We start from the raw sequence: 26360 nt of genomic DNA, 5'->3' as shown, positions 1-26360 counted from the left end.
ATCCTCTCTATTTTTTAAAGTAATTAATAGCGCCGGCCACTGTAAAAAATGAACCAAATACAATCAACATAGTATCACTTTGTTGTTTTGGTAAAATTACACTTAGTGCCTGTGCCACACTATCATAGCTATTGATAGTATTATGATGAGATATACCCTGCAGCGCATTTTGTAAATTACTTGCAGTGTCGCCTCGGGGGCCACTTAAACTAGCTAATGACCACTCATCGACCAAGTGACTTACTTCTTTAAGTACACCTGCTTTATCTTTATCAGCAAGCATAGCGGCTAATGCATGAATTTTAAAGCCTTTATCTTTATAGCTTGATAACTTATTGGCTAAATAACGTGCCGACTCAGGGTTATGTGCTACATCGGTAAAGACTAAAGGCTCAGTACTTAACTGCTGAAACCGCCCTTCTACAACTAAATTAGCGAGGCAACTTCGTATGACTTGCTCACTAGGTAATAAGCTTAAAACACTTAGTGCAGTTAACGCCGTTGCTGCATTTTGACATGGTATTGCTGGCTTATCTATTTCAAGATTATGTTCTTTATATTGCCAATTAAAGCTCTCAGCATTTTCTTTGAAAATAAAGTCACTGCCCGACAACGTCATATTGGCATTAATTTCTTTGCCATAATCAGTCATTGTGTGAGGAATATTTAAATCCCCTATAATAGCAGGCGTATTTTCACGAAAAATACCGGCTTTATCATAAGCCACTAACTCTCGTGTATCACCTAGGTACTCTTTATGATCTAAATCGATGGTGGTGATCACGCTTGCAAAGGGAGTTACTATATTTGTAGCATCAAAGCGCCCACCTAGACCCACCTCTAGTAATACATAATCGACGCTGCAGCGTTTAAAAATTGCCAACGCACCCAAAGTACCGTATTCAAAATAAGTAAGAGGAGTGTCTTTACGGCCTTGCTCAAGCTGGTGAAAAGCATCTATATGGAATTGGTCTGCCAGTTCTTCGCCATTAACTCGTACACGCTCGTTATAACGAATTAAATGAGGAGATGCGTAAGTACCCACGCTAAACCCCTGCGCTAGCAATAGCGACTCTAAGCAACGTGCAGTGGTGCCCTTACCGTTTGTACCGGCAATAAGAATAATTTTACTTGGGGTGTTTAAAAGGCCAATATTGTTGGCAACATTAGTAACTCGTTCTAACCCCATTGCAATGTTAGCTGGGTGAACACTTTCTAAATAAAAAAGCCAATCATCAAGGCTTGATGATTGGCTAGGAATTGATTTTGTCATAGCGTGTAATCAGTAAAGCTGAAATTTACGCTACTCTATGCTCTTGTTCCGTAGAAGGCAAGTTCATAAATTTAGCTAAAATGCGTGCAAGGGTATCGCGCATTTCACGGCGGTCAATAATCATGTCAATTGCACCGTGTTCTAGCAAAAATTCACTACGCTGAAAACCTTCTGGTAATGTTTCGCGAACAGTTTGTTCAATAACACGAGGACCTGCAAAACCAATTAACGCTTTAGGTTCAGCAACGTTAATATCACCCAGCATAGCAAGTGATGCCGATACACCACCCATTGTTGGATCGGTCATTACTGAAATAAATGGAAGACCTTTTTCAGTCATTTTTGCAAGTGCAGCGCTTGTTTTAGCCATTTGCATAAGCGACATAAGCGCTTCTTGCATACGTGCTCCGCCTGATGCAGAAAAACAAATAAGCGGCATGTTATGCTCTAAACATTGATCAACAGCATCAACAAAGCGAGCGCCAACAACAGAAGCCATTGACCCCCCCATAAATGAGAATTCAAATGCTACCGCTGCTACCGGAATACCTTTTAATCGGCCTTTCATAGCTACAAGTGCATCTTTTTCACCACTTGCTTTTTGCGCTGCACTGATACGGTCAGAGTACTTTTTAGAATCTTTAAACTTAAGAATGTCTTTAGGCTCATGTTGTGTACCAAGCTCTTGACGATCACCTTCATCTAAAAAATGCTCTAGGCGCTTACGGCCACTAACACGCATGTGGTGGTCACACTTAGGACATACGTTTAATGACTTTTCTAATTCAGCTTTATATAAAATTGAATCACACGATGTACACTTAGCCCAAACACCTTCTGGGATTTCTTTACGACCTGATGATTTTGTCGTTTTAGGTAAGATTTTTTCTAGCCAACTCATTTGCAACTCTCTTAATACTGTTCTGTGTCGCGAGCCTACTAATAGCAATTAGCAGACAAATTTTTTCAATTAAAACATGAATTACACTAACGCGGTATAAAAAACTGGTCTTAGTAGTTAAAAGTGCTTATAAAAAGTACTTATACCACATCTATATCAGGCAAAAATAAAGGGCCTAAAGGTGTTTGAGGAATATTAAATTGCTCAGGGTAGTCAACATCCACTAAATACAAACCAGCGGCCTTAGCGGTAGCACTGGCCTTTGCGCGTTCTTTACAATCAAGTAGCTCTTTTATCCATATAGGTTGTTGTTTATGTAAACCAACATCCATTAAGCTGCCTGTGATATTACGTACCATATGATGTAAAAATGCATTCGCTTTAATATCAATAATAACGTAAGTACCTTGGCGCTGTACCGACAGATGATGAATTGTTCTTGTCGGTGTATTCGCTTGGCAATGTATAGCCCTAAAAGAGGTAAAATCGTGTTTACCTATTAAATATTGACACGCCTCTTGCATCTTTGTTTCATCAAGATGATGATGAAAATGCGTAACACCCTCGTTTAATACGGCTCCTCGTAGGGGAGAGTTATAAATAACATAGCGATAACGACGAGCTGTAGCACTAAAACGGGCATGAAAGTCATCAGCAACCGGTTGGGCAAAGCGAATAGCAATATCTTTAGGCATTAAAGTATTCATACCTAGTGTAAATGCGACCATATCGCGATCGGCTTGCGTTTCAAAGTGTATTACTTGGCCTGTACCGTGCACACCAGCATCTGTACGCCCTGCACATATAACCTCAACAGGATGATTACAGATACGCGACAACGCTTTTTCTACTTCTTGCTGTACGCTATTTACATGTGATTGACGCTGCCAACCACTGTAACGTGCGCCGTTGTATTCAACTCCAAGTGCTACTCGCATAATTACCGTTTTACCTACTGTGCTAATGAACGAGGCATTTTATGCTATCTAACGATGCAATAAAAGGAGACCTGTCGTAATCAAACCAATACACATAAAAAAACCCGTATTTAGCTGAGCCAGATACGGGTTCTTATAAACATTTTAATTATTTTATTTTAGTTTAGCTTTTAAGCTAAGTGCTTCCTCTTGAACTTCTTCAGGACCTTTGTTAATGACATCCTCAATGACTTTAAGCGCAGAATCAAAATCATCAATTTCAATATAGGCACGCGCTAAATCAAGTTTAGCTGAGTAGCCACCACTTTCAGCATCAACATCCGTCGGATTATCACCGGCAAGTAATGCATCAAACTCACTCAAACCGACATCCATATTAACGTCGGTGTAAGGTTCATGTTCAAGTTCAGCGTCGTCACTTTCTTCTAATAATGAATCAATATCTACAAATTCATCATTATCAAACTGCTCAACATCACTACTTTCAACAAGTGACTCTTTTGTAGTCAATGGGTCATCTGTCTCTAAGTCTTCTTTTAACAAGCTGTCAAAGTCAACATCAAATTCACTGCTGTCATCAACACTTAACTCTTCAGGCTCTGCTAACTCACTAAGTAATGAACCAAAATCAGTTTGCGTCAAATTTGACATAAACTCTTCATCAAGTTCGTCGTCAGAGCTAATATCAGTGCTACCCACTTCATCTAAGCTTGTTAACTGTGCTTGGCGCTCTGCATTTGTTTGCTCTTGCGATTCGTCTGATAACTCATCAGTTAGCGCTTGATCTAAACTATCTTCGTCAAATTCAGCATCTAATTCAGAAAAATCATTTTCAATTAAAATCTCATCATCAAAATCATTTTCTAAACCATCTAAATCAGCATCTGTCATAAGCGCATTTGCTAAATCTTGCTCAGCCTGACTAGAAGCTATTCCCGGTGCCTCGCCATCTAAATCATCCCCTTGTAATTCTTCAGGGGTAAATGGCAACTCACTTTCTAATGTTTCTTGAACTTCATCAAGGTTAAGGGGTTTGGTGTCATCTTCTATACTTGGTGGTTCAACAGAATCAACCTCATCATTAATTTTTTGACGTAATTCATCATCAAGTGACTCATCTTCAATCTCAGTTTCTAATTCAGAGAAGTCATTATCAATTAATAGTTCATCATCGAAATCATCTTCTAAACCATCTAAATCAGCATCTGTCATAAGCGCATTTGCTAAATCTTGCTCAGCCTGACTAGAAGCTATTCCCGGTGCCTCGCCATCTAAATCATCCCCTTGTAATTCTTCAGGGGTAAATGGCAACTCACTTTCTAATGTTTCTTGAACTTCATCAAGGTTAAGGGGTTTGGTGTCATCTTCTATACTTGGTGGTTCAACAGAATCAACCTCATCATTAATTTTTTGACGTAATTCATCATCAAGTGACTCATCTTCAATCTCAGTTTCTAATTCAGAGAAGTCATTATCAATTAATAGTTCATCATCGAAATCATCTTCTAAACTATCTAAATCACCATCTGCCATAAGCGCATTTACGAGATCTTTCTCTGTTTGACTAAGTGCTACTGCATTTTCATCATCTAATGCTTCTTCTTTGGGTTCTTGCGACTCAAACGAGGGCTCACTCTCTAATAATGGTTGAGCGTCGTCTAATTCGAGTTCAGGATATTCATCCAACTCTTCACTTGGCGTTACAAGCTCGCTATCAAGCTGCTCTTCAATTTCAGTAAGATCTGAATCATCGTCGCCCGCTAGCGGATCGTCACCAAGGTCTACTTCTATTTCTTCAAGGTCATCATCAAGCTCGTCTAAAGACCAATCAGGTGTTTCTAAATAGTCATCATCTGTAGTTTGCTGTAGCTCATTTAAAAGCTCATCAACGCTCTTTAAAGTATCATCTGTATATTCTTCAAGTGCATCTTCAGGATCAAGAAGCGACTCTGATGTGTCTGAAAAATCATCTACGGTAATATCTATAAGCTCAGGCTCTTCTAAAAGTTCAGGCTCTTCTTCAAGCTCTGGTTCTTCTAAAAGCTCAGGCTCTTCTTCAAGATCTGGTTCTTCTACAAGCTCTGGTTCTTCTATAAGCTCTGGTTCTTCTATAAGCTCTGGCTCTTCTATAAGTTCTGGTTCTTCTATAAGCTCTGGTTCATCTACAAGCTCTGGTTCTTCTACAAGCTCTGGTTCTTCTTCAAGCTCAAGCTTTTCTTCAAGCTCAGGCTCATCGTTAAGTTCAGGTTCTTCTACAAGCTCTGGCTCATCGTTAAGCTCAGGCTCTTCTGCAAGCTCGGGCTCTTCATTTAATGATGAAGCAAGCGACTCAATATTATCAACATTTAATTCTTCTTGAGCATCTGCTAAATCCTCAACTGAGTCTGCCAATGCATTATCAATTTCTGAATCTCTTACATCTGAATTTTTTAGTTCATCGTCAATTAGGTTATCTATATTGTCTAAATCAAAGTCGTCACTTTCCTCAACTAATAAATCATTTGCAGTATCAACCGCGGCCTCATCAATTAAGCTATCTATATCGTCTAAATCAAAGTCGTCACTTTCCTCAACTAACAAGTCATCTGCAGTATCAGCTGCGGCCTCATCAATTAAGCTATCTATGTCGTCTAAATCAAAGTCGTCACTTTCCTCAACTAATGAATCATTTGCTGTATCAACCGCTGCCTCATCAATTAAGCTATCTATGTCGTCTAAATCAAAGTCGTCACTTTCCTCAACTAATGAATCATCTGCAGTATCAACTGCTGCTTCATCAATTAAACTATCTATGTCGTCTAAATCAAAGTCGTCACTTTCCTCAACTAATGAATCATCTGCAGTATCAACTGCTGCTTCATCAATTAAACTATCTATGTCGTCTAAATCAAAGTCGTCACTTTCCTCAACTAATGAATCATCTGCAGTATCAACTGCTGCTTCATCAATTAAACTATCTATGTCGTCTAAATCAAAGTCGTCACTTTCCTCAACTAATGAATCATCTGCAGTATCAACTGCTGCTTCATCAATTAAACTATCTATGTCGTCTAAATCAAAGTCGTCACTTTCCTCAACTAATGAATCATCTGCAGCATCAACTGCTGCTTCATCAATTAAACTATCTATGTCGTCTAAATCAAAGTTGTCGTTTTCTTCTAGAAGTTCATTTTCGCCGAGTAACTCTGCATCAATTGAGTCATCTACCACATCACTTTTTGGTTCATTCGCTTCATCAATTAAGCTATCTATATCATCTAAATCAAAGTCGTCGCTTGAATCAAGTTCATCTAAAGTGTTATCTGAGGTATCTAATTCTGTTGATGTCTGATCTAATAATTCATCTATATCAAAATTATCATCATCTGCAAGCTCCTCACTTAAAGCCGCCATTTCATCATGGGATTCTAAGCTATCATCTTCTAAAGCTTCGTTTGTTTGCACTGCATCAAACTCAGGTAGACTGTCATCTTCATCAAACAGGCTATCTAAATCGTCATTAGTTAGAATTTCATCATTGTTTATTGAGTCATCAGATAAGTCTAAATCTATATCTTCAGCGTTTTCATCTGAAGGTTGATCAAACCCTTGCTGCATAAAAATATCAAGTTCATCATTGTCATCGGTATTTTCATCATCAAAAATGATGTCATCACTTAATAGACTTTCAAGTTCGTCTTGGTCGAGTAAATTCTCGCCACCAGAAAAATCATCTAAGCCGTCGTCTAAATCATCATCAGGCAACATATCATTTTCAAGACTATCATCTAGTTGAACACTTAAATCATCTAGAGGATCGGGGACAATTGGATCGTCATTTAAGCTTGAGCCTAAATCGTCATCACCAGTATAAGTTGGGGTTTGCGGTAAAAAATCATCGTCGTTTTGTGGCTCGTCTTGCTTATTTACTCGTTTTCGTAAAAACATAACAACAGCAAAAATAATCACTAGCCCAGGAATAAACATTAACAAGCCCAGCACTATCGGATTTGAAAGTAATGAGCCAAAATCAAATGACTCTTTTGGTATTATCTCTTGTTTTTTTTGTTCAGCAATAATCTCATTTTGTTTACCAATCAGTTCTTTTAACTGATTTTGAATTTCGCTGTCTTGTCCCAGTTGTAAACGTAAATTTTCGAGCTCTTTTGAAATTCCTGATAATTGTTTTTTAAGATTATTATTTTCAACTAAAATTTCTTCTACATTACTTACAGAGTTTTTAAACTGTTGTTGTAACTCAATCAGCTTGGTACCTTGCTCTGTTTTTATCTCATTTAATTCTTTCTGTATTTCTTTTTTAGCATCATCTACGTCAATTTTACGTGCTTGAGTTACTTTGGTTTGCGCTGAGTTAATTTCACTTTGTGTAAGCGTGCCATTTTTTTTCTTTTCCCATAATGCATCATCTTGCTCAGAACGTTGTTTTGCAAGCTGTGTATTTACACCTTTGATTTCGGCTAAGGTAGGGATTTTTAAATAGGCACCATTTTGAATATGATTAAGATTTTGCTCTAAAAATGAGTTGGGGTTTTTGTTATACAAGGCCTGCATAACTTGATAAATGCTGACGGAGTTATCTGGGCGCACTTTAGCCGCTATACGCCAAAGTGTGTCTGTTGGTTTAATTGGCCCAATTGATCGCCCTTGCGCACCATAGTCAACGCCTTTAGGCCCCTTTAATTGGGTACTGTCCTGAGAGTAAACTGGCGTTACTATCAATGCAGACGCTAATATAATAAGTGTAGCTAAACCGCGCATGCTGATCCTTTAATATTTAAATATTAATAAAACACCTAAAACTTAAGTGCATAAATATTGTTTATTATTGCTATTATCAGCCAAATGACTGACTCGCATTTATTATTACAATCTATTTTTATTGCAAGCTCTATTCCAATTACAAACTATAAACCAGTTAGAGCGTAATATCCATCGCAACACCTTGAAAATAAATGCCTTAAAACATCTTTATAAATATTAATTTATTGAGTGTTATCAATCAGTTTTTGTATTTTTAAAATTAAACGGCAAAAATTTGACAAGCCATATAAACAAAAAGCGGCAAACAACTACTGTTTACCGCTTCAAAAAGCATGTTTAGCGCAATTAACTATTACATGTAATTGGCAATAAGCTCTTCTGCAATTTGAATGCTGTTAGTTGCAGCACCTTTACGAGTGTTATCACTTACAACCCACATGTTTAATCCATGAGGATGAGAAATATCAGCACGTAATCGGCCTATATAAACAGTATCGTTACCACTAGCGTCAGAAACTGCTGTTGGGTAATCGCCTTCATCATCAATTAGCTCGACACCAGGCGCATCTTTTAAAAGTTGCTTAACGTGCTCAAAATCGTAAGGCATACGCGTTTCAATATTAATTGATTCTGAGTGACCAAAAAACACGGGAACACGTACACATGTAGGATTTACTGCAATAGTGGTATCACCCAAAATTTTATGAGTTTCATTTACCATTTTCATTTCTTCGCGTGTATAGCCATTATCTTCAAAGCTATCAATTTGAGGAATAACGTTAAATGCAATTTGCTTTGGAAATACTTTATTGTCCATTGGACGTGCATTCATCAAATTAGCTGTTTGCTTTGCAAGTTCATCAACCGCTTCTTTACCTGCACCCGATACAGCTTGGTAAGTGGATACGTTGATACGGTCTATTCCATAAGCATCATAAATTGGTTTAAGTGCTAGCATCATCTGAATAGTTGAACAGTTAGGGTTAGCAATAATATTACGGTTTCTAAAATCAGCCAGACTTGAAGCATTAACTTCTGGCACCACTAGCGGGATTTCAAAATCATTTCTAAAGTGCGATGTATTATCAATTACAATACAGCCGGCATCAGCAGCAATAGGAGCATATTTTTCAGATACACTACCACCAGCAGAAAACAAACCTATATGCGCTTGGCTAAAGTCAAAGCCTTCAACGTCAAGTACTTCAATGGTCTCACCACGAAACTTTATGTCTTCACCTGCGCTGCGGCTGCTTGCAAGTAAAAAAAGCTGATCGACAGGAAACTTACGATCTGCTAGCGTTTCAATGATTTGACGGCCTACTAAACCAGTAGCGCCAAGTACGGCAACGTTATATTTTTGCGACATATTTCTTCCTCTATAAACGACATTAAAACAACATCGTTAGTTAAATAATTATTCAGCTATGCTAAAGCCAAGCTGGCTAAGTGCTGCTAGTTGTGGGCTATCACCTTGTAGAAATAAAGTGCTAAATTCTCGCCTTATAGGATAGTTTTTACGTAAACTATCAAAGCCCTCACCTTCTAAATGACGAAGTAAAATTCCGTCATCGCGGCGTACGTCATAAATTAAATGCACTAAACGGGCAATATCTTGCTCATTAAGGCTTTGCGTAACAGTTGCATTTGTAATGGCTGGTGTTGGTAAAAAATCATCCAACGATTTAATCGCCTCAACACCTTTTAGGTCACACAATTTTTGATACAACATTTGTGTACCACGAGCTTTCCCCTCAAGTGTATGCCCTGCAATGTGCACACTAGCGTAACGAACATGCTCTAGTAATTCAGTTAAAATATTGGGTTCTTTCTCCCATACATCAAGTACTAAATCTAAATCAGCCCCAGCTTCCATTACCTCAAGTAATGCTTGGTTATCAATTACATCGCCACGGCTTGCATTAATTAGCGTGGTTCCTGGCTTAAGTGCCTTTAAACGCTCTTTACCCATCATGTGCAGTGTTTTATGCTCGCCACTTTTAACAAGGGGAACGTGAAAAGTAACAACATCTGACTGCGCTAATAACTCATCAAGCGCTACATGCTCTTGTAATAAGCCTTGTTCGTGCTTAATCGGATCGCACAGCAGTACAACTACGTTTAATGCTTTTAATTTTTGCGCCAAACATGTACCAATGTTGCCCATCCCTACAATACCAATTGTTTGACCACACAATGGACGCGCATTTTCTTGGCTTAATGCAAATAAGCTACTAATTACATATTCAGCTACAGCAACCGCATTACAACCAGGTGCACTTGTAAAAGCAATATTTCTATCATGCAGTAATTGCGTATCAATATGGTCAATGCCGATTGTGGCAGTACCTACAAAGCTCAACTTGTCAGCTTGTACCAAAAGTTCATGATTAACATTTGTCACCGAACGAGTAAGAAGAACATCTACATCTATTAATTGTTCAGGCGTTAATTTACGACCATCAAAACGCTCAACCTCACCAAAGTCTGCAAAGTACTGCTCAACTAAAGGCATATTTTGATCGGCAAGAATTTTCATTACAGAGTCCGTTTGGCAATTAAGAGGCGCCATTGTAGCGAACAACCTAGCCTTTACACAAACTAAAAAGGCGCATTTTAGTTAATACAAACACTCAAAAATGGGGATGTGGATTGTTTTAAATCAGCAATTAAAATTAGGAATTTAAACGATGCAAATAATAACCTTACTATTGAATACACAAAGGCCGAATCACAGCATGATTCGGCCTTTATTATGCAAAATAAACTTCAATTACATTATATTTTATTTACTTGATTTTAGTTTATAGCTCAAAGTCTTTTTTGAATTTCAAACCAAATTCACTTCGATCATTACTACGCATTACGCCAACAAAACCTGATTGTTGTAGACGACCAACATCGTAAACTTCGTTTAGAACGTTTTCACCATACAGTGTAACTTCCATATCGCCATATGGATTAGTGTAGGAAATATTAAAACCAACTAGTTCACGTGAATCTATTGTCTCACTTTGGTTATAAACTGATTGCCCTTGCATGTCGCTTCGGTACGAATAGTTAGCATTAAATGCAAGTGTTGCGCCGCTCTCTAAATCCATAAAGTAAGAAGGTGCAACCATTACAGTCCAGCGTGGTGTAAGTGCTGGTGAATCGCCTTTACCTATACCTTGTACACCCTCAGCCACTTCTGTTATTTCAGAATCTAAATAACCAACTGCACTGCGAATAGTAAAGTCATCAGTAATAGCGACGGTTGTTTCAAGCTCAATACCTTGTGCTTTAGACTGACCCGCATTTTCTACAATTGTTACGAAACCGCCACCTGCTGTTGGGTCTGAAAACGGTAATGCTAAATCAGTGTAATCAGTCACAAATACCGCAAGCATCATAGATACATTTTCGTGTACTTGGCCTTTTAAGCCCATTTCGTAGTTAACCGCTTTTGTTTCGTTAAACGATACAAATTGATCTGGTCCACCAAATGGACGCGGTGGAAAACCACCTGTTTGATAGCCTTTTTGAATCTGGCCATACACATTCATATTATTGCTAAGCTGATAAGATGCATTTACATCCCACGTAACTGCATCAAAATTCGCACTTACATACTTACGAGTTGGAAATGATGGGAATATAGCATTTGCATCTTTCTTATCTTTTGAATAACGAAGGCCACCACCAACCGTTAAATCGTCAGTTAAATCGTAGCTGGCATTTATATATGCTGCATACGAATTAGTTTCTTGGTTAATTTCAAATTCGCCGTAACCACCAAATGATTCTGTTACACCATCATTCAACAAGCCATTAGGTGTATTAAATGGGCTGAATACAAATGGGCCTGAACGTGTAAAGCCATCTTCATTAAAAAAGTAAAGGCCTGACACAAAGTCCATATTATCAAATGTTGCATTTAGTTGAATTTCAAACGAGTACTGATCAGCACCGCCCTCCTCTGGAAACTCAGATAAGTTTAAAGGTGATGCATCGTCATCTAGGCCACCTTCATACTCAGATGTACGGTAGCTTGAGATAAATTTAGTCGTATAAGTATCGTTAATTGCCCAATCAGCCGAGAACGATGTGCCCCAACCTGAGTAAGAGGTAGATTCAATACCCGCAACAGTTGTGCCTAAATCATCAGGGTCTGATGGAATTAAATCTTGAGTCAATAATGGGAAGTCGCCATTAAAAACATCATTTGAGTCTAGTGGGTCTGTCAATTCAATTGTATAAGGCGATTGGCCAGATTCGTTATCAACACCATCTAAAGAAAAAGTGAATGCTAAGTCGGTATTTGCTTGCCATTTAAGTGCAACACGACCACTAAATTCTTCTTCCTCACCAATTTCTTTTTCTGGGTTTGCTAAATTAACAGCTTCGCCCACACCATCACGTGTTTTGTACGATGCACTTGCAGACATACTTACATCATCTGTTAGTGAGTTATTAAAATAAACATCACCGGCAATACGTCCACGACTTCCCAGCTTAGCTGTAGTAGTAACAATACCTTCATCACCAGGTTGCTTTGTAATTACATTTACAGCGCCACCTAATGTATTACGGCCATATAAAGTACCTTGTGGGCCACGAAGCACTTCAACACGCTCAACATTAGGTAATGATAAGTTAGAACCCATTTGACGACCTAAGTACACACCATCAAGATACACACCCACACCCGGATCGGTAGTTATTATGTGATCTTGCAAACCTATACCGCGGATAAATACAGACGCATGCGCAGAATTGCCCACGCCATAGCGGGTAATATTTAAATTTGGAACATATTTACCAATATCTTCTAGGTTACTCATATTGGCTTTATCAATTAGGTTAGCGCCAATTGAAGTGATAGCGGTTGGAGATTCAAACAGGCTCTCTGTACGTTTACGAGCTGTGACTTCTATCTTTTCAAATGCGTCTTGTTTAGCTGTTGTTTTAGTTTCTTCGGCGTTTACAGAGGTAGTGAGTGCAGCAAAAATTGCTAAGCTTAGTTGTGAGAGGTTACGTAATTTCAAAATATTCTCCAAAGGATACCGTGTGATTTTAGTTATGCTTTTATATTGATAATATAAATTTTAGGCATAAAAAAAGACGCTAAATAGCATCTTTCCTCTGGATAGGTATTATATGACAGAATTGTAAATAAATGTATAAATTATTTAAATAAACACATGAATCAACAGGTGAATTTAAATTTTTCACTACACTTAAAGACTTAAAAACGCACTAAATAATTGTATTATAATAAAAAAATAATAATTTAATTTAGCGATATAAATAGACAAGTATCTTGGCCACTCGCTTTCCAAAAACAAAAAAAGAACAATAAAAGAACATAAATGAATTAGCCTATCATTGAATTTAACCAAAAATAAGAATATAGTACCAAAATGTAATCTATGGATAGAATATTATGAATATAGCAAATACAACCGATAAGCATGTGCAGTGTTTTAATAACCCAAATTATACTTCACTTTTTTGTGTTGCTGCCCACTTCGACATATTACTTGTGAACTATCAAGCCTTAAACGTCATTACGAATTATGAACTCATTAATCAGTTCATGTTAAAAAGTGGTCATCAAGGACTCGCCATTTTTGACGTCCCTAAAGACAGTGATGTACTTGCATTAAAAGAGTGGCCAAATTTAAAAGGGTTGTTTTATGAAGGCACTAACGAGGCACTATTTCAGCAAGGGTTAGAAGCAATAGAACAAGGAAAACTTTGGTTTCCACGTGCAGTAACTGACGGTTGGATGAGGCAAATGCTAGCGAGTGAACAACAAACTACACTGCAATCCAATAACTTAACCTGCAAAGAAATGAAAGTATTAAATTTACTGTTTTCTGGCTTACATTCAAGTGCAATTGCAGACTCTTTATTTATAAGTGAAGCTACTGTTCGCGTACATTTACACAAAGTGTATCAAAAGATTGCTGTGAAAAATAAACAACAAGCATTACTTTGGTGTAAAAAAAACTTAAATAAAATTAATAGCTAAGTGGACTTACTTCAAACCTAGTTATTTTAACTTTTTTCTTTTTGTTTTTTCCTGCAAGTATCAAGTCAAAATTAGATCTAATTAAGTGCTTAGTGCAATCCGTACTTAATTTTTTAGACCGTACTTTGTAGATGCCTACCGAGTGAGCGTTAACACTAGCATTCTACTTTTAGTGTTATAAGGCTCCCAATAAAAATCACATTCCACATTTACACTTTATTAACACCTGAAATAACTACAAAATAGTCATATTGCTTATTATAAAAATCAATATGGCATTTAGATTCTTTGTAAGTGGTGTAGTGGACAAGACAATTGAAAGAGTGCAGTAATTACAATAACGCGACCGTTGCTTTAACGAATAAATGGCGCGTATGGCGTGGGTGATGCTGCGTTCCCAATAAGATTAAAAATTTAAAAGCGCATTCAATTAACAGCCTAAATGGGTTTTAGAAAAGTATATAAGTAAACAACCTTGTAATATTACTGATAATAGAGATTGATTGGTACAGTTCAGCACAGCCCTATACGAAACCTTTTAATACCAAGGACAATCATAAGCCGCTGGATTTATGAGGTGCTAGGAGCGCAAACCCATCAGGGCTAGAGGTATCAAATGATACCTCAACAAAAAACCAAATATATGCCTGCAATGCACTCTATTTCAACGATCCAAAAATTGTCTTGCGATCGAAAAGGTCTATACGGCATTAATTCACAACAATAAAATAATATTCGAAAATACTCAAAATGTATTTCAAGCACAAAAAAACCAGTAACATCACTGCTACTGGTTTCTAAATTTGGTGCGGATGGGGGGACTTGAACCCCCATGCCCTAAAGCACCACCCCCTCAAGGTGGCGTGTCTACCAATTCCACCACATCCGCATTTTAAACTTTCGCTCAGGTGTTAAACATGTGACTTATTTGAGGAAGATAAATCGTTTAACGATAGCTTTACGCTAAATTAGTTCGGTACTTCAGAGCTTTGCTCTTTTGTAGATGTTACTGGAACATCTTCTTCAACAGGAACTACTGTTTCTACTGCTGGAGCTGCTTCTAGGTTTTCCCATTCGTCGGTCTTTTTAATTTGACCAGCTGTTAGGTTTCCTAACACAATGCTTAAAACAAAAAATACCGTTGCTAAGCTTGTGGTTGTTTTTGTCATAAAGTTACCAGCACCTGACGAACCAAAAACAGTGCCTGATGCACCAGCGCCAAATGAAGAACCCATATCTGCGCCTTTACCTTGTTGAATTAAAACCATTCCAACTAAAGCTAAAGCCACAACTAAATAAACTACTAATAAAATTTCGTACATCTTATACAGTCCCTTTTGCACTGTTACAGATTGCAGTAAAAGACTCTGCCTTTAGACTTGCGCCGCCAATTAAGCCGCCATCTATATCTGTTTGTGCAAATAATAATTCGCTATTTTTTTCATTAACGCTACCACCGTATAAGATGGTAAGCCCTTGTGATAAATTGCTGTCAAGTGATGCAATTTTGTCACGGATAAATTTATGAACAGTTTGTGCCTGCTCTGGCGATGCAGTCTTACCTGTGCCTATGGCCCAAACGGGCTCGTATGCTATCACAGAATCTTTCAGTGCTGCTACACCTAATTTCTCTATTACTGCATCAATTTGTGCAGCAACTACTTGTTCAGTTTGACCGTTCTCTTGCTCGCTTTCGCTTTCGCCTACACATAAAATTGGTGTTAAACCAACTTGCTGTGCCCTAGCAAACTTTTCAGCGACTGTTGCATTACTTTCGTTATAAATACTGCGGCGTTCAGAATGACCAACGAGTACGTAAGTTGCACCTAAATCTTTTATAAGCTGCGCATCAACTTCACCAGTAAATGCGCCAGGTGTATTTTCAGAAACAGTTTGAGCTCCTGTAGAAACACCGCTAGCTACCATTGCAGATACAAGTGGGTATGGAGGAAATAAAACAATGTCCATCTCTTGTGATTTTACATCGTTAATGGCGTCAGACATTTGTTTAACTAACTCTAAAGAGCCATTCATTTTCCAGTTGCCTGCGACCATCGCCTTGCGTATTGCCATTATCCACTCCACATTAGAAAGCGGGCGAGATATTAACTTTTCTCGCCCAAAGTTACAAGAGGTTATTGTTATTAATCAGTTTGTTTGCTCATAGATTCTACAACAGCTGCAATTTTTTGAGCGCTGTCTATTACAATTTTTTCTTGCTCGGCTTCAACCATAACACGAACCACAGGTTCAGTGCCTGATTTACGCAGTAAAACACGGCCTTTATCGCCTAAAGCAAGCTCAACTTCTGCTACAGCTGAAAGTACTTCAGGTGCTTTTGTAGGGTCAGTTCCAGCGGTATAACGCACGTTTATCATTTTCATTGGATACTTGGTAAAACCAGCACCTAAATCTTGTAATGTACGATTTTGTGCAACCATAGCAGCCAGTACTTGCAAGCTTGATATAATGCCATCACCCGTGCTAATTAAATCTAGATTCAGTACATGGCCTGAGCTTTCGCCGCCAATTTTCCAGCCTTTTTGCTGTAGTAATTCCATAACATAGCGGTCCCCTACTTTACTGCGAGCAAACTCGATACCTTTTGCTTTTAAAGCATTTTCAAGGCCCATGTTAGACATAACAGTGCCAACTACACCACCACCCAAATTATCATCTTGGGCTGCTTGGCAAGCAATAATATAAACCAGATCATCACCATCAAAAACGCGGCCATTATGATCAACCATCATTACGCGGTCACCATCACCATCGTATGCAATACCTACGTCGGCTTTAAGTTCAAGCACTTTACGTTTAAGGGCATCTACGTGAGTAGCGCCACATTCATGATTGATATTAACGCCATTAGGCTCGCATGCATGTGTCATTACTTCTGCGCCAAGTTCACGCATAACAGAAGGTGCAATATGATAAGTAGCGCCATTTGCGCAATCGACAACAATTTTAAGACCTTCTAAAGATAGGCCTTGCGGGAACTGGCTCTTACAAAACTCTATATACCTGCCATCCGCACTAACTAAACGCGATGCTTTACCTAATTTATCTGAAGCAACACACGTCATTTGCTCATCAAGCATTGCTTCTATTTCAAGTTCTACTGCATCATCGAGCTTTAAACCTTGACCATTAAAAAACTTAATACCGTTATCGTAATACGGATTATGTGAAGCACTAATTACAATTCCTGCCTCTGCACGAAATGTTTGAGCTAAGTAGGCTACAGCAGGTGTAGGCATAGGACCCAATAATACAACATCAATACCAGCGGCGATTAAACCAGCTTCAAGTGCGGTTTCAAGCATGTAGCCCGAAATACGTGTATCTTTACCTATAATTACTTTTTTAGTACCACTTTGTGATAATACACGTCCAGCAGCCCAGCCTAACTTCATTGCAAACTCAGGGTTTATAGGAGCAGCGCCTACAAGTCCACGCACGCCATCGGTGCCAAAATATTTTCTTTCTTTCATTGTGAAATTCCTTGTTCGCAGGCTTGATATACACCAAGTACATCTGCGGTTTCTTTTACGTCATGTACACGAATAATTTTTGCGCCATTTTGCGCTGCGATTAACGCACCCGCTAAGCTGCCCGCTAACCGTTCATTTGTATCTCTATTTAATAAATTACCTATCATCGATTTACGAGATAATCCGGCCAATAATGGCAAACCTAACTTATTAAAATCATCAAACCTAGCCAATATTTGATAGTTATGACTAAGCGTTTTTCCAAATCCAAAACCTGGGTCTAGAATAAGTCGTTCAAACTTAATCCCAGCTGTTTCACATGCTTTAATACGTTCACTAAAAAACATATTTATATCTGCAAACAAATTATCGTAATGAGGTGCCGATTGCATGCTGCGGGGCTGCCCTTGCATATGCATTAAACAAATTGCTACATCTTCATACTGCGCAACCGTTTCTAAGGCGTCTATCTCTTGTAAAGCTCTAACATCATTGACTATGTCTGCCCCTGCGAGTATTGCTTGCTCCATTACCAGTGCTTTACTAGTATCAATTGAAATAATGCAATCACTGTGCTGACGTATCGCTTTAATAGCAGGGATTATTCGAGAAAGTTCATCCTCTAAGCTGACATCTGGCGCGCCAGGGCGAGTAGATTCGCCCCCTATATCTAAAATTGTCGCACCGTCATCTAATAATTGCATAGCGCGCTTTAGCGCTATTTTGGGATCTAAAAACTGCCCACCATCAGAAAACGAATCCGGCGTTACATTTAATATCCCCATAATAACGGGCTTTTCAAGATTAAGCGTACGCCCTCTCGGAAGCTTTAGTATGCTAGTCATTGCCAACCTTTATTCTTTTTCTAAATAGCTGATACAAAAAAGCCCCGAAGTTCGGGGCTTTCATTACTATTTTAACGATTATTCAGCTTTATCATCAAGGTTTGTTTCATCTTTTTTTGATGAATCGTCAGTATTTTGACTTTCATCAACTACTGGCTCTTGAGGTTCTTCCGCTTTTACCGGTTTTGCTTCGTGACGGTCATGTGCATCACGCGGCTCACGCACCGGTTGGCGTGCCATTAAATCATCAATTTGCTTAGCATCAATAGTTTCGTATTTCATTAATGCATCTTTCATTGAGTGAAGAATATCAATGTTTTCTTTTAATATTTCTTCTGCTCTTTGATAGTTACGATCTGAAAATAAACGTACTTCTGCATCAATTATTTTAGCTGTATCGTCTGACATGCTAGATGAACGGCTGCCACCGCCACCCATATACATTTCGTTCTGATCTTCAGCGTAAAGTAACGGACCTAGTTTTTCACTTAAACCCCAATGCGTAACCATTTTACGCGCTATATCTGTAGCTCGTTCAATGTCATTACTTGCACCCGTTGTTACTTTATCTGCACCGTAAATAAGCGCTTCAGCAATACGGCCACCATAAAGGCTAGAAATCATTGATTCTAAAAGCTCTTTTGAATGGCTAACACGATCTTGTTCTGGTAAGTACATTGTTACACCCAGCGCACGGCCACGTGGAATAATAGATACTTTATAAACTGGATCATGTTCTGGCACCATACGGCCAACAATTGCATGGCCTGCTTCGTGGTACGCAGTCATTGCTTTTTCTTGCTCGCTCATCACCATGGTCTTGCGCTCTGCGCCCATCATGATCTTGTCTTTAGCAGCGTCAAATTCAGCCATACTTACAACACGTTTATTACCACGTGCAGCATAAAGCGCAGCTTCGTTTACTAAGTTTGCTAAATCAGCACCTGAGAAACCAGGAGTACCACGTGCTATAAGAGCCGCTTCTACGTTATCGCCTAATGGCACTTTACGCATGTGTACTTTAAGTATTTGCTCACGACCACGAATATCAGGTAAACCTACTTCAACTTGACGGTCAAAACGACCTGGACGAAGTAATGCTGGGTCTAATACATCTGGTCGGTTAGTTGCTGCAATAACGATTATACCTTCGTTACCACCAAAGCCATCCATCTCTACTAGCATTTGGTTAAGTGTTTGCTCACGCTCGTCGTTACCGCCGCCCATACCAGCACCACGTTTACGACCAACAGCATCAATCTCATCTATAAAGATAATACAAGGCGCCGCTTTTTTAGCTTGTTCAAACATATCACGTACACGTGATGCACCAACACCCACAAACATTTCAACAAAATCTGAACCCGAAATTGTAAAAAACGGTACTTTTGCTTCACCAGCAACTGCCTTTGCAAGTAGCGTTTTACCGGTACCTGGAGGGCCAACCATCAGTACGCCTTTAGGAATACTACCGCCAAGCTTTTGAAATTTTGATGGGTCACGTAAAAAGTCGACCAATTCAGTAACGTCTTCTTTCGCTTCATCACAACCTGCCACATCGGCAAACGTTGTTTTAATTTGGTCTTCGCTCATTAACCGAGCTTTACTCTTACCAAATGACATAGCGCCTTTACCGCCGCCGCCTTGCATTTGACGCATGAAGAATATCCACACACCTATAAGCAGTATCATTGGGAACCAAGAAATAAATATACTTGCTAAAAATGATTGTTCTTCAGGTTGTACACCCTTCACATTTACATCATTTTTAAGTAAGTCATTAATTAAATCTTCATCGTACATTGGCATCGTTGTTTGAAAACGCTCACCACTGCTCTTAGTACCAGTAATATTACCTGTACCACGGTCAATAATAACTTCTTGTAAAGAGCCACTACGGACATCTTTAACAAATTGAGTGTAACTAGTTTGACGATCAACTTGCTCGCCACCATTAAAGCTCTGAAAGACTGACATCAGCACAACTGCAATCACCAGCCATAGTATTAAATTTTTCGCCATATCGCTCAAGGGGTTAACCTCTTGTATCCAATTAATTTAAGTTCAACTAAACGCCAAGCAACTGTACTACAGTTTGTATCCAGTCGCTACTATATATACTTCCCGAGAACGGGCACGTGAGGCATCAGGTTTGCGTATTTTCACTGCTTTAAAACTATTACGTACATCTTGCAAGTATTGATCAAAGCCTTCGCCTTGGAAAACTTTAACAATAAATGCGCCATTTTTCTTTAGTACTTGGCTACACATATCTAGCGCAAGTTCTACCAAATACATGCTACCTGCTTGATCTACTGAGTTATTGCCACTCATATTTGGTGCCATGTCAGAGAGTACCACATCAACATTTTTACCATCAATACGTTTTAACAACGCATTTAATACTGATTCTTCACGAAAGTCGCCTTGTAAGAAGTCAACACCAGCAAGTGAGTCCATCGGTAATATATCACACGCTATCACTTGACCTTTGTCACCGACTTTCTCTGCCAAATATTGAGACCAACTTCCTGGCGCTGCCCCTAAATCAACAACTGTCATACCTGGACGAAGTATCTTATCTCTATTTTGTACTTCATCTAATTTAAAAACCGCTCGGGAACGCCAGCCTTTTTTTTGCGCTTCTTGAACATATTTATCATCAAAATGTTCTTTCAGCCATCGCTGTGAACTGGCTGACTGTTTTTTATTTGTCATAAATTAACACGCAACTAATTAGTAATATTCTTTAGATGGCGTTAGAATACCCTTAATTCAAGCCATATTCAGCAAAATTTGTATAAACATGACATTATCAAACAAACAAAAGCAATTTTTAAAAGGTCAGGCACATAGCCTTAAGCCTGTAGTTTTACTAGGTTCTAACGGTTTAACCGAAGGCGTAGTAGTAGAAATTCAAAGTGCATTAGAAATTCACGAATTAATCAAAGTTAAAGTTCCAACTGACGATCGTGAAACAAAAGCACTAATTTTTGAAGCAATCGTACGTGAAACTGGTGCGACTAAGCTACAAACGATAGGTCACACTATTGTGCTTTATCGTCAAAGCGTTGAGAAAAAAATACATTTACCTCGTAACTAATTATTCCTGTTAAAGGATTTAGTGCGTTCAAATTGAAAAAACCAGCTTAATGCTGGTTTTTTATTATTTAACGTTTTAAATCAAAAGCTCATTTTATGATGGGTTAAATCATATTCGCTACCATTACTCCTCGGCTTCTTATTCAATATAAAGTACTGAGTAAATTGTGTTTCACTCATTGCTGACACTTTTTCATTCGAAAGCAGCTCGGCTAGTTGCGGTGTGGTATTACTGTGCCCTATAACAACAACTACACCTTTTAGTTTTAGTAACTCTTTTTTTAAATCACTTAGCTCACCTGCGTTATACACATTTAATTTGGTATTAAAATGTGCCTGCAAAGGTGCGGCTGTCTGCAACGTGCGTTTATAGTTGCTGCTAAAAAGATGTATATTTTGATGTTCTTTAAACAAAGTAACTAAATTATTTGCACGTGCCTTCCCCTCTTCTGAGAGCGCTGGGTTTTTCCCCGTTAACTTTTCGCTATGACGAAACAAATATACCTCGTCAGGTGCGGCAAATGCCAAACTACAATTAAATGACAAGGCTAAAAAAGTGATTGCTAATATTATTTTATTCATATTTTTTTACCTCGTTTGTATTCTAATAGCCTGTCGATAAATTCAGTTGTTAATTCATTAATTACGCCGGTTTCAGCATTAACGATTAAACTAAAACCAACATTTAAGTGGGGAAACACAACCACATCGCTTCTATATCCTTGCACCCAGCCACTATGATAGTAAAGCGTTTCATCAGCATAATTATAAACCCGCCAACCTAGTCCGTAATAAGCCTCATTAAGGTGTTTTTTCCACACCCTGCGATGCATTTCTTTTTTTGTATGTGTATAAGGACGCGTTTGCTTTGCTAGAGTATCCAATGACAAAACATCTGGGTATTGCCCTAGCTGGGCTTTTAACCAAATGGCCATGTCATTTGCGCTTGCGTTTACACCCGCTGCAGGTCCCACTTTATAATAATTTTTTTTAAGCTTAGCGCTATACCAACGTTTTGTACCGCGCACGTGTGGTAATGCGTAATTTTCATCCTGAACCATAGATTCAAAACCTAAGCTGGCATCACTCATTTTTAAAGGCGCAAAAATAGTTTCCCGTAACCATTGCGCGTAACTTTTACCACTGCTTTGTAATATCACATCACCTATAAGGCTAAACATAACGTTTTGATAGCCATAACATTCACCAGGTTTACAAATTGGTTTGATACTAAGTAGCTTTTCAACAATACCGGGGTAATCCATACGAGATTCAATTAAATTATCGTATGCATTAGGAACTAACCCGCTTGAATGACTTAAAAGATGAAACACCTTTAAATCATTTTCATATACAGTTCCTTTAAAATCAGGTATGTAATCACTAACAGGCTTATCTAACTCCAGTAGGCCGTTAGCAGCCAATTTAGCTGATAACGAGCCTGCAAATGTCTTAGAAACAGACGCAAGTCTAAAGCGGGTATGCTTATTAACTTTTTGTCCATTTCGTGTTTTAGTTACGCCCATAGTGTGGATGTAGTCTGAGTTGTTTATACTTACAATCGAAAGCGCTGCACCAGGTATACCTTTACTTTTTAATTTTTTTTGTGCGTAACGGCCGTATTTTTTTACAAATGCATCCCAATCAGGATCCGCTTTTGCCGCAAAACCCACAGAGCTAAACAACAAACACAAAGCAGGTAGGCTATACAATAAAGAGTTGAGATACTTCATTTTTATAAATTTTATCTTTTTAACCACATCTGCGCAGATAATATCATGAAGTTTTGTTTGGACTAACGTACAATACGACGATTATTTGGTTTTTAGCGGGTGTTTAGTACTTATGCGTTTTTTAGTTGTGTCACTTTTTATATTATTATCAACTGGTTGTGCTATTACAAAGCAGCCAGCCGAGCCATTGGCTATGCCGTTAAAGCCAACATTAAAAAGTCAGACCTATCAGCTTGAGTACACTACAGAGCACTCATCTCCAAAAGTTAAATCGGTTCAACTTCCTGCACATAAAGTAGTTAGAAACCAGACAGTAAAAATCATTACCGATAAAGCGAGCGTGACCGATAAACTTCTATCGCAAATTAGCCAAGCACTGAATGATAAACAACTAAAAGTGACAACTAAAAATAACAGCGACTATACACTGACAATTCAGCAACTCGATTTAACTTTTACAGACGATACCAAGTACGCAATAAAGCAACCAGAGAATCCTTTTACTTTATATTCAAATGTTGCACAACAATATCCAACCCAACAGTGCGCAGCTATGTTCGCACAAGTTAGTATGCGTCTTACGCACAAGTCATCGGGTGATGTTGTTTGGTTTGCTAAATCATCTATCGACAGTGCTAGTTTTCATCGCGAGCCGCTAATTTACAATTTTACCGAAGAGCAAAAAATAACTAATGAGCTTGAGGTTGTCGCTTTTGTTCATCAACAAAACACTGATGAAGCTCGCATTGAAAGACTTGGGAAAGACATTCAAATCCCTCAGTACAAAACGTTGTCAAAACTATCTAGTCTTACCAAACTTAGCGGTCCATGTAACAGAACAGAAGTAAGTGCATTAACACCTATGATGCAGTTTTACTTGAGCAGTATATTAATCGATAAAATTAAAGTTCAGTAAATTAGGGTCTCTTGATCTTTACGGATTAAAATTTGTTCAAACTAGGGGCTATTTAATCGCGGCGCGAGATTTGTAACCTAGTGGCTCGATAACTGCTCCTGCGTTATTCTACTGGCTTACATCCATGTAAGAATAAGTAAAAACCGAGCAACAAAGAGTAAATAGCCCCAAGGAAGAACCCTTTGGGCAGCGCCTGTTTGGTATTAATGCTACGTTATCGCCTATTTATGGGGAATAACCACACTGTATAGGCTCTGCCTTGCCTAAATACCAAACAGACTGCTGCAAATTTAACCTTGAAAGATCAACAGACCTAACACTTACTACATTTTTTTACAGATTAAAGGAACGAATTAACAATATACTACGGTTAATAACAAATAATAATTAGGCCCTAAGGGATGAGAAACGCTTTGCTTAACCATACTTTACTGAGCATAACACTGCTTTTTTGCTGCATTTTTAGCACATCGAGTATGGCAAGTAACCGCTATTATGCAGATAATACGTTAGAGCCAACCCAAGGCTTTGCGTGGGATTGGAGTGCTGGCGCGGGCTTTTATATTGAAGATTCTTACCTTGTCGGCATTGAGTCTTACGACAAAGGCGTTGAGCTCGATTTAAGTCTTGCTGTTTCCTACGATAAATTTTACCTTGATTTCGATCACAATCAGCTCAGTGGCGGCCTTGTAATAGGCTACAGTCTTATAGATAAATTTGATTGGGGCCTAGATATATTAGGCACAAATACTCAAGCTGGATTTGACGAAAAAGGCCTAGGGTTTTATAACCACGGTGTTATACAAGAACTCCAAGGTATAAAAAAACGTAATTACGACTTTGACGTCGGCCTTCGACTTTCTCGTCGATTTGAAAATTCTCAATTCTCTTTTGAATACCTTCATGATGTATCTGGCGCGCACAATGGCTGGGTTATAAACAGCTTTTTTAGTCACATTTTGCCATGGCGAAACTGGGAGTTTAGATCGGGTGTTGGCTTAAGCGCCTACTCTGCTGACTTTACTAATTATTATTTTGGCATTGATAGCGATGAAGCCACCAGCCTTCGCCCTATTTACAGCAGTAATGCCAGTACCAGTATTATTTTTGAGTTCCATGCTGAGTACCCAATAAGCCAAGATTGGGTGTTTTTATCCGGCTGGCTTACCACATGGTTTTCTAAAGAAATTGACGACAGCCCAATTATTTCCCAAGGATATCAACATAAAGCCAAGGTAGGCCTACGTTATGTATTTTAGATGGATCTGTGTATTACTGATCTTCCCCAGTACCTTTACTGTTAAAGCTCAGGAACCTCCTGAAGCACTCATAGCACTACCCGACACGTGCGTTGCACTTCGCGAAGGGCGAAATTGCTATGCTGACGTTACGCTAACGTGGGAGCAACCTATCATTGGTAATTACTGCCTACGTGACGCCACCTCAAAGTACATAATGCAATGTTGGCTCAAGCAACAGAGCGGTACTTTTAATTATGCATTTGATTCACAGCAAAGTATTTCATTTGAACTATTTGACAGCAATACATCTAAAATAATTAGTGTTGCCGAAGTAAAGCTTCAATGGGTATATCAAAACAGGCAAAAAAAGCGCCGCTGGCGACTATTTTAATACCAATCGCATTAAGGATATTTTCATGGATAACTACGGCACTATTTTACTCGTTGAAGACGATGTATCTCTTGCTCAATGGGTTGCTGAATATTTAACAGAGCAAGGCTACACAACGCATGTTTGTCACAGAGGTGACGAAGTAATTAGCCAAGTCAAAACATTAAATCCAAATATCGTGCTCCTAGATATTATGCTTCCAGGGCAAGATGGTATAAGCGTATGTAGAGAGCTTCGTAGTTTTTATAATTCGCCTATCATAATGCTCACTGCACGCGATGAAGAAATGGATGAAGTTATTGGTCTAGAAGTAGGTGCAAGCGACTACATAATGAAACCTGTGCGTCCTCGTGCATTGCTAGCGCGTATAAAAGCAGCCCTTCGCCAAAAAAATGAGCCAAATACGCCACACGTTAACGAAAGTGTTATTAATGTTGGTGCGCTTAGTATTGATACTGAATCTAGAAATGTAAAACTTAACGAGCAAGACGTAAATATATCAAGTGCTGAATATTTACTGCTTCACTACCTTGCGAGTAACGCAGGGCAAGTAGTCTCTCGCGACGCTGTATTTAAAGCAACCAAAGGCAGAGAGTATGATGGGCTTGATAGAAGTGTTGATGTACTTATTTCTGCACTTCGTAAAAAGTTTAATGATGATCCACAAAACCCTGAAAAAATTAAAACTATTTGGGGCCGTGGATATTTACTTGTTTCTACTGCGTGGTAATAAAGTGATGAATAAATAA

General features: G+C 38.6%; 21 protein-coding genes and 1 tRNA gene. 6 read left to right on the top strand and 16 right to left on the bottom strand.

All coding sequences use genetic code 11. From position 1 onward, the window contains the following. Positions 1-7 precede the first annotated feature (7 nt). The 7 genes from folC to QL998_RS08080 all read right to left on the bottom strand — a co-directional run bounded on the left by folC (position 8) and on the right by QL998_RS08080 (position 12900). Positions 8-1273: a bifunctional tetrahydrofolate synthase/dihydrofolate synthase gene (folC, locus tag QL998_RS08110; RefSeq protein WP_182197518.1), complete on the bottom strand. Its 1266-nt coding sequence runs from the start codon at positions 1271-1273 to the stop codon at positions 8-10. Between the two features lie 25 nt (positions 1274-1298). Next, positions 1299-2174, bottom strand: a complete 876-nt coding sequence (gene accD, locus QL998_RS08105) for an acetyl-CoA carboxylase, carboxyltransferase subunit beta (RefSeq protein ID WP_007376856.1) — start codon at positions 2172-2174, stop codon at positions 1299-1301. 140 nt (positions 2175-2314) lie between these two features. Next, complete coding sequence (gene truA / locus QL998_RS08100) at positions 2315-3112, bottom strand: tRNA pseudouridine(38-40) synthase TruA (RefSeq protein WP_007584098.1); 798 nt, start codon at positions 3110-3112, stop codon at positions 2315-2317. 153 nt (positions 3113-3265) lie between these two features. Further along, the gene (locus QL998_RS08095) at positions 3266-7870 is read right to left on the bottom strand and encodes a FimV/HubP family polar landmark protein (protein ID WP_290192502.1); all 4605 of its coding nucleotides are present in this window, start codon (positions 7868-7870) and stop codon (positions 3266-3268) included. Between the two features lie 355 nt (positions 7871-8225). After that, on the bottom strand, positions 8226-9242 hold the full coding sequence (locus QL998_RS08090; protein ID WP_007586655.1) for an aspartate-semialdehyde dehydrogenase: 1017 nt from the start codon (positions 9240-9242) through the stop codon (positions 8226-8228). Between the two features lie 48 nt (positions 9243-9290). Continuing rightward, positions 9291-10412: a 4-phosphoerythronate dehydrogenase gene (locus QL998_RS08085; RefSeq protein ID WP_182197941.1), complete on the bottom strand. Its 1122-nt coding sequence runs from the start codon at positions 10410-10412 to the stop codon at positions 9291-9293. A gap of 265 nt (positions 10413-10677) precedes the next feature. Further along, positions 10678-12900 (bottom strand): TonB-dependent receptor, encoded by a 2223-nt coding sequence (locus QL998_RS08080; RefSeq protein WP_182197943.1) that lies wholly within the window; start codon positions 12898-12900, stop codon positions 10678-10680. A gap of 398 nt (positions 12901-13298) precedes the next feature. Here QL998_RS08080 and QL998_RS08075 point away from each other — a divergent pair, with 398 nt between their 5' ends. Further along, positions 13299-13889, top strand: a complete 591-nt coding sequence (locus QL998_RS08075) for a LuxR C-terminal-related transcriptional regulator (protein WP_149591810.1) — start codon at positions 13299-13301, stop codon at positions 13887-13889. Positions 13890-14693: 804 nt separating this feature from the next. Here the strand turns inward: QL998_RS08075 and QL998_RS08070 are convergent. From QL998_RS08070 to rlmE, 7 genes are all read right to left on the bottom strand, one after another. Next, positions 14694-14778: transfer RNA gene (locus tag QL998_RS08070), tRNA-Leu, on the bottom strand. A gap of 79 nt (positions 14779-14857) precedes the next feature. Beyond that, positions 14858-15211, bottom strand: coding sequence for a preprotein translocase subunit SecG (secG, locus tag QL998_RS08065; protein WP_024597872.1), 354 nt, complete (start codon positions 15209-15211; stop codon positions 14858-14860). Position 15212: 1 nt separating this feature from the next. Further along, entirely contained in the window at positions 15213-15962 is a 750-nt protein-coding gene (gene tpiA, locus QL998_RS08060) for a triose-phosphate isomerase (protein ID WP_290192501.1), read from the bottom strand. 71 nt (positions 15963-16033) lie between these two features. Further along, positions 16034-17383: a phosphoglucosamine mutase gene (glmM, locus tag QL998_RS08055; protein WP_024597870.1), complete on the bottom strand. Its 1350-nt coding sequence runs from the start codon at positions 17381-17383 to the stop codon at positions 16034-16036. Then, positions 17380-18228 carry a dihydropteroate synthase gene (folP, locus tag QL998_RS08050; RefSeq protein WP_290192500.1) on the bottom strand — a complete coding sequence of 283 codons (849 nt, stop codon included), beginning with the start codon at positions 18226-18228 and terminating at the stop codon, positions 17380-17382. Before folP ends, glmM begins: the two co-directional genes overlap by 4 nt. A 78-nt stretch (positions 18229-18306) precedes the next feature. After that, positions 18307-20250 (bottom strand): ATP-dependent zinc metalloprotease FtsH, encoded by a 1944-nt coding sequence (gene ftsH, locus QL998_RS08045; RefSeq protein WP_033012255.1) that lies wholly within the window; start codon positions 20248-20250, stop codon positions 18307-18309. Positions 20251-20316: 66 nt separating this feature from the next. Then, on the bottom strand, positions 20317-20946 hold the full coding sequence (gene rlmE, locus QL998_RS08040; RefSeq protein ID WP_024597867.1) for a 23S rRNA (uridine(2552)-2'-O)-methyltransferase RlmE: 630 nt from the start codon (positions 20944-20946) through the stop codon (positions 20317-20319). An 88-nt stretch (positions 20947-21034) separates the two neighbouring features. Here rlmE and yhbY point away from each other — a divergent pair, with 88 nt between their 5' ends. Beyond that, the gene (yhbY, locus tag QL998_RS08035) at positions 21035-21331 is read left to right on the top strand and encodes a ribosome assembly RNA-binding protein YhbY (RefSeq protein WP_002963153.1); all 297 of its coding nucleotides are present in this window, start codon (positions 21035-21037) and stop codon (positions 21329-21331) included. Positions 21332-21411: 80 nt separating this feature from the next. Here yhbY and QL998_RS08030 read toward each other — a convergent pair whose 3' ends face one another. Next, entirely contained in the window at positions 21412-21912 is a 501-nt protein-coding gene (locus QL998_RS08030) for a histidine phosphatase family protein (RefSeq protein ID WP_290192499.1), read from the bottom strand. Continuing rightward, positions 21909-23063: a serine hydrolase domain-containing protein gene (locus tag QL998_RS08025; protein WP_290192498.1), complete on the bottom strand. Its 1155-nt coding sequence runs from the start codon at positions 23061-23063 to the stop codon at positions 21909-21911. The genes QL998_RS08030 and QL998_RS08025 overlap by 4 nt, the downstream gene beginning before the upstream one ends. A 112-nt stretch (positions 23064-23175) precedes the next feature. On the opposite strand from QL998_RS08025, the gene QL998_RS08020 reads away from it, so the two are divergent. The 4 genes from QL998_RS08020 (at position 23176) to QL998_RS08005 (ending at position 26341) form a co-directional block, all read left to right on the top strand. Continuing rightward, positions 23176-23979 carry a hypothetical protein gene (locus QL998_RS08020; protein WP_024597864.1) on the top strand — a complete coding sequence of 268 codons (804 nt, stop codon included), beginning with the start codon at positions 23176-23178 and terminating at the stop codon, positions 23977-23979. A gap of 476 nt (positions 23980-24455) precedes the next feature. Continuing rightward, positions 24456-25238 (top strand): MipA/OmpV family protein, encoded by a 783-nt coding sequence (locus QL998_RS08015; protein ID WP_259365611.1) that lies wholly within the window; start codon positions 24456-24458, stop codon positions 25236-25238. Continuing rightward, the gene (locus QL998_RS08010) at positions 25228-25611 is read left to right on the top strand and encodes a DUF3019 domain-containing protein (protein WP_024599162.1); all 384 of its coding nucleotides are present in this window, start codon (positions 25228-25230) and stop codon (positions 25609-25611) included. Before QL998_RS08015 ends, QL998_RS08010 begins: the two co-directional genes overlap by 11 nt. 25 nt (positions 25612-25636) lie before the next feature. Beyond that, complete coding sequence (locus QL998_RS08005) at positions 25637-26341, top strand: response regulator transcription factor (RefSeq protein ID WP_024599163.1); 705 nt, start codon at positions 25637-25639, stop codon at positions 26339-26341. Positions 26342-26360: the final 19 nt, after the last annotated feature.

The organism is Pseudoalteromonas sp. APC 3691 (assembly GCF_030408135.1).
Taxonomy (GTDB): domain Bacteria; phylum Pseudomonadota; class Gammaproteobacteria; order Enterobacterales; family Alteromonadaceae; genus Pseudoalteromonas.
The sequence above is the reverse complement of the archived record's forward strand: the minus strand, read 5'-3'. Positions and strand labels throughout refer to the sequence as shown.

Excerpts from the sequence above, each read along its gene's own strand:
- folC (WP_182197518.1), bottom strand. The coding sequence starts at position 1,273 with ATGACAAAATCAATTCCTAGCCAATCATCAAGCCTTGATGATTGGCTT.
- accD (WP_007376856.1), bottom strand. The coding sequence starts at position 2,174 with ATGAGTTGGCTAGAAAAAATCTTACCTAAAACGACAAAATCATCAGGT.
- truA (WP_007584098.1), bottom strand. The coding sequence starts at position 3,112 with ATGCGAGTAGCACTTGGAGTTGAATACAACGGCGCACGTTACAGTGGT.
- QL998_RS08095 (WP_290192502.1), bottom strand. The coding sequence starts at position 7,870 with ATGCGCGGTTTAGCTACACTTATTATATTAGCGTCTGCATTGATAGTA.
- QL998_RS08090 (WP_007586655.1), bottom strand. The coding sequence starts at position 9,242 with ATGTCGCAAAAATATAACGTTGCCGTACTTGGCGCTACTGGTTTAGTA.
- QL998_RS08085 (WP_182197941.1), bottom strand. The coding sequence starts at position 10,412 with ATGAAAATTCTTGCCGATCAAAATATGCCTTTAGTTGAGCAGTACTTT.
- QL998_RS08075 (WP_149591810.1), top strand. The coding sequence starts at position 13,299 with ATGAATATAGCAAATACAACCGATAAGCATGTGCAGTGTTTTAATAAC.
- secG (WP_024597872.1), bottom strand. The coding sequence starts at position 15,211 with ATGTACGAAATTTTATTAGTAGTTTATTTAGTTGTGGCTTTAGCTTTA.
- tpiA (WP_290192501.1), bottom strand. The coding sequence starts at position 15,962 with ATGGCAATACGCAAGGCGATGGTCGCAGGCAACTGGAAAATGAATGGC.
- glmM (WP_024597870.1), bottom strand. The coding sequence starts at position 17,383 with ATGAAAGAAAGAAAATATTTTGGCACCGATGGCGTGCGTGGACTTGTA.
- folP (WP_290192500.1), bottom strand. The coding sequence starts at position 18,228 with ATGACTAGCATACTAAAGCTTCCGAGAGGGCGTACGCTTAATCTTGAA.
- ftsH (WP_033012255.1), bottom strand. The coding sequence starts at position 20,250 with ATGGCGAAAAATTTAATACTATGGCTGGTGATTGCAGTTGTGCTGATG.
- rlmE (WP_024597867.1), bottom strand. The coding sequence starts at position 20,946 with ATGACAAATAAAAAACAGTCAGCCAGTTCACAGCGATGGCTGAAAGAA.
- yhbY (WP_002963153.1), top strand. The coding sequence starts at position 21,035 with ATGACATTATCAAACAAACAAAAGCAATTTTTAAAAGGTCAGGCACAT.
- QL998_RS08030 (WP_290192499.1), bottom strand. The coding sequence starts at position 21,912 with ATGAATAAAATAATATTAGCAATCACTTTTTTAGCCTTGTCATTTAAT.
- QL998_RS08025 (WP_290192498.1), bottom strand. The coding sequence starts at position 23,063 with ATGAAGTATCTCAACTCTTTATTGTATAGCCTACCTGCTTTGTGTTTG.
- QL998_RS08020 (WP_024597864.1), top strand. The coding sequence starts at position 23,176 with ATGCGTTTTTTAGTTGTGTCACTTTTTATATTATTATCAACTGGTTGT.
- QL998_RS08015 (WP_259365611.1), top strand. The coding sequence starts at position 24,456 with ATGGCAAGTAACCGCTATTATGCAGATAATACGTTAGAGCCAACCCAA.
- QL998_RS08010 (WP_024599162.1), top strand. The coding sequence starts at position 25,228 with ATGTATTTTAGATGGATCTGTGTATTACTGATCTTCCCCAGTACCTTT.
- QL998_RS08005 (WP_024599163.1), top strand. The coding sequence starts at position 25,637 with ATGGATAACTACGGCACTATTTTACTCGTTGAAGACGATGTATCTCTT.